Consider the following 4,309-nt stretch of genomic DNA (forward strand, 5'->3'; position numbering starts at 1 on the left):
GCCGAGGGCCGGGCCTGGCTGTACACACGCAGCACGGCGCTGCCGGGCAGCTGGCGCACCAGCACGCCCAGGCGCAGGCCGTGCGCGCCTGGTGCAGCCTGAGCGTGCTGCCCAAGGCCTCGCCGGCGGTGCTGCGCATGCTCGGTGCGCTGCCGGAGGTGGAAGAGGTCTCGGCCGTGAGCGGTGCGTTCGACTACCTCGTGTTTCTGCGCTGCACCAGCCATGAACAGCTCGATGCGCTGCTCGACCGCATCGGCCAGCTGGAGGGCGTGCACCAGACGCAGACCAGCATCGTGCTCAGCCGCAAGATCGACCGGCGGGGCGCCAGCGACTGAAGGTGCTGCCGTTTGCTCCTGATTGCATAGCAACACAGGCAATCAATCCGCCGGCATGGGCGCATTTCCCTTCGAATCCGTCTTCCCCGGTCCGATGGGATAATGCGCCCTGCCCTTCCCCCAGCCCTGTCTCCCCTGCCTGCCGCTTTTTCTGTCCGTGCCCATGTCCACCGCTCCCTACAGTCCCTGGCGCCTGTCCGTCGCGCCCATGATGGACTGGACCGACCGCCACTGCCGCTACCTGCACCGCCTGCTGAGCCGCCATGCGCTGCTCTACACCGAGATGGTGACGACCGGCGCGCTGATCCATGGCGACGTCGAGCGGCACCTGCGCTTCAACGCCGAGGAGCACCCGGTGGCCCTGCAACTGGGCGGCAGCGAGCCGGCCGATCTGGCCCAGGCCGCGCGGCTGGGTGCGCAATGGGGCTACGGAGAGATCAACCTCAACTGCGGCTGCCCCAGCGAGCGCGTGCAGCGCGGCGCTTTCGGCGCCTGCCTGATGAACGAGCCGCAACTGGTGGCCGACGGCGTGAAGGCCATGGTCGATGTGGTGGATGTGCCGGTCACGGTCAAGCACCGCATCGGCATCGACCAGAGCGAAGACTACGGCTTGGTGCGCGACTTCATCGGCACCGTGGCGGATGCGGGCTGCAACGTGTTCATCGTCCATGCGCGCAACGCCTGGCTCAAGGGCCTGTCGCCCAAGGAAAACCGCGAGATCCCGCCGCTGCGCTACGACGTGGTGCAGCGGCTGAAGGCCGATTTTCCGCACCTCACCATCGCCTTGAACGGCGGCCTGGCCACCGACGAGGCCGTGGCCGATGCGCTGGGCCGGGTCGATGGCGCCATGGTGGGGCGCGAGGCGTACCACAACCCCTGGTGGCTCGCGCGCTGGGACGCGCTCTACTTCGGCGCCGCCGACAACGCCCTCACGCGCGAGGGGGTCGAGGCCGCGATGGTGGACTACATGGCACGCGAGGCAGCGCTGCATGGCACCCACTGGTATTCGATCGCCCGCCACATGCTGGGGCTGCGCCACGGCCTGCCGGGCGCGCGTCGCTGGCGGCAGGTGTGGAGCGACCACCGGCTGAAGGGCCTGCCCGCGCACGAGGTGATGGCCCTCGCGCAGGCGCCGCAGCGCGGCGCGCCTTCCGACGCCCCGGCCGCCCTGAACACCTCAGCCGAACTGGTGGCCACACGGTAAATCCGGCCGGCACGGCCGGCGCCGTTCCGGGCACCGGGCCCGGGCAATGCAGTTGGACTACGATGGCGGCTCGGACGCTGGCCCGCCATGGAGGCCATCGCCCTCAAGCACCGTTTCTTTTTGCCCATGCCCTCGCTCGATTTCTCCCGGGAAGAAAAAGGCTTCGAAGCCGCCTATGCCCAGGAACTGCCTGCGCTGCAGTACGCCTGCGCCTCCTATATGGCGCTGCTGCAGGCCATCCTCTCGCGCACGCCCCACCTGGACATCACCAAGGTCGAGGGGCGCGTGAAGGACCGCCGCGAATGCGTGAACAAGTTCTCGCGCAAGTACCGCGCGGCGCTGGAGGAAAGCAACACCCCCTACGAAATCCGCCCCTACATCACCGACCTGATCGGCGTGCGGGTGGTGTGCCTGTACGAGGACGAGCTGGAAAGGGTGGCGCAGGCCGTGCGATCGCACTTCGACGTGATCGATGTGACCGACAAGGTGACGGCGGTGGAGAGCACCGAGGACTCCTTCGGCTACAAGGGCCTGCACCTGGACCTGCGGCTGACGCCGACCCAGGCAGCCCTGGCCGAACACGCGGCCTATGCCCACCAGCCGTTCGAGCTGCAGGTGCGCACGATCATCCAGGACTCCTGGAGCGTGCTGGACCACAAGATCAAGTACAAGAAATCGATCCCCGGGCAGCTCAAGCGGCGCATCAACGTGCTGTCGGCCCTGTTCGAGCTGGCCGACCGCGAGTTCCTGCAGATCCGCGACGCGACCGAGGCCGAACTGCGGCAGGCACCCGACGAAACCGCCGAGCCCGACGACGACACCGACCTGGAGTCAGCCCCCGCCGAGAAGGCGCAGGCGCCGGGCAGCGAGCTCAATGCGTTCACGTTCCTCAAGATCGCGAACCACTTCTTCAAGGACCAGGACTTCGAGCCGCACAAGGTGGACTTGTTCGTGGACGACATCCGCGCATGGTCGCCCACCATCACCCGGGCCCGCTTCAACACCCTGATGCGCGCCACCATCGGCACCGTAAAACGCTACAAGCAGCACTTCGAAGACCACAACCCGCAGGGCAGCTTCAACGCCTACACGGTCATCCGCCACTGCCTTTACCTGGGCGACCGCACCACGTTCCGACGGGCATTGCGCAACAGTTCGCGCGAGGCGTTCGAGGCATGGCTGAAAGAACAGGCCTGACGGCACGTTCAGGCACCGACCACTAAAACAGCCCTCAGCGCAATCATCACTAGGGCATAGTGCTATATTTTTAATAGCAAACAAACAGCCTTCCGTCACGTGACAATTGTTTCCATTTGTCGCATAGGTGACTCGTTGTCAGTACTTTCACGCCATACAGGGGTTGCGTTGTGCTGCTATATTGCACTGCAACATATCCGGAGTTTCGCGCCAAATGCTTTACAACATCTACGAAACCCAGCGTTCGCTCATGGAGCCGTTCGCGGACTTTGCCCAGACCGCCTCCAAGCTCTACAGCAACCCCGTTTCGCCCTTCAGCCAGACGGTCTTCGCCCAGCGCATGTCCGCGGGCTATGACCTGCTGTACCGCCTGGGCAAGGATTACGAGAAGCCGGTGTTCGGCATCCACACCGTCAGCGTGGAGGGCACCGATGTCGCCATCCACGAACGGGTGGAGATCGACAAGCCCTTTTGCGAGTTGCGCCGCTTCAAGCGCTTCTCGGACGACCCCGCCACCCTCACCCACATCAAGCAGCAGCCCGCCGTGCTGATCGTGGCGCCATTGTCGGGCCACTACGCCACGCTGCTGCGCGACACCGTGCGCACCATGCTGCAGGGCCACAAGGTCTACATCACTGACTGGAAGAATGCCCGCCTCGTGCCGCTGGCCGACGGTGCCTTCCATCTGGATGACTACGTGAACTACGTGCAGGAGTTCATCCGCCACCTGCAGTCGCGCTACGGCAACTGCCACGTGGTCAGCGTGTGCCAGCCCACGGTGCCGGTGCTGGCCGCCGTGTCGCTCATGGCCAGCCGCGGCGAGACCACCCCGCTGTCCATGACCATGATGGGCGGGCCCATCGACGCGCGCAAATCCCCCACCGCGGTGAACAACCTGGCCACGAACCGCAGCTACGAGTGGTTCGAGAACAACGTGATCTACCGCGTGCCCGACAGCTTCCCCGGCGCGGGCCGGCGCGTGTACCCCGGCTTCCTGCAGCACACCGGCTTCGTGGCGATGAACCCCGACCGCCACGCCACCAGCCACTATGACTATTTCAAGGACCTCATCAAGGGCGACGACGCCAGCGCCGAGGCCCACCGCAAGTTCTACGACGAATACAACGCCGTGCTGGACATGGATGCGGACTATTACCTGGAAACCATCAAGACCGTCTTCCAGGACTACAGCCTCGTGCACGGCACCTGGGATGTGCGCGCCCCTGAAGGCCAGCCCGAGCGCGTGCGCCCGCAGGACATCCACACCACTGCGCTGCTCACCGTCGAAGGCGAGCTGGACGACATCTCCGGCTCCGGCCAGACCGAGGCCGCGCACAGCCTGTGCACCGGCATCGCCCAGAAGAACCGCAGCCACTACGAAGTGAAGGGCGCGGGCCACTACGGCATCTTCAGCGGCCGCCGCTGGCGTGAGCTGGTGTACCCCCAGGTGCGCGACTTCATCCTGGCCCATGAGCCCGCCCACGCGGCCGACACCGGCACCACGCCCCTGCCCAGCGACGACGCACCGCGCCGCCGCACCGGTGCTGCGGCGGCCGTGCACGCGGACACAGCC

At 66.2% G+C, this 4,309-nt stretch carries 4 protein-coding genes; all 4 read left to right on the top strand.

The window, feature by feature from the left end; genetic code table 11:
• The coding region (locus tag AC27KI_RS19605; protein WP_487115367.1) for an Lrp/AsnC ligand binding domain-containing protein at nucleotides 1-335 on the top strand (335 nt) is incomplete at its 5' end.
• Between the two features lie 208 nt (nucleotides 336-543).
• Nucleotides 544-1,539, top strand: coding sequence for a tRNA dihydrouridine(20/20a) synthase DusA (gene dusA, locus AC27KI_RS19610; RefSeq protein WP_487115371.1), 996 nt, complete (start codon nucleotides 544-546; stop codon nucleotides 1,537-1,539).
• Between the two features lie 126 nt (nucleotides 1,540-1,665).
• Nucleotides 1,666-2,736 carry a GTP pyrophosphokinase gene (locus AC27KI_RS19615; protein WP_487115373.1) on the top strand — a complete coding sequence of 357 codons (1,071 nt, stop codon included), beginning with the start codon at nucleotides 1,666-1,668 and terminating at the stop codon, nucleotides 2,734-2,736.
• Between the two features lie 214 nt (nucleotides 2,737-2,950).
• Nucleotides 2,951-4,309, top strand: a 1,359-nt coding sequence (locus tag AC27KI_RS19620; RefSeq protein ID WP_487115369.1) for a polyhydroxyalkanoate depolymerase, incomplete at its 3' end; no start/stop codon positions are given.

The organism is Acidovorax sp. KPB24-03 (assembly GCF_057546605.1).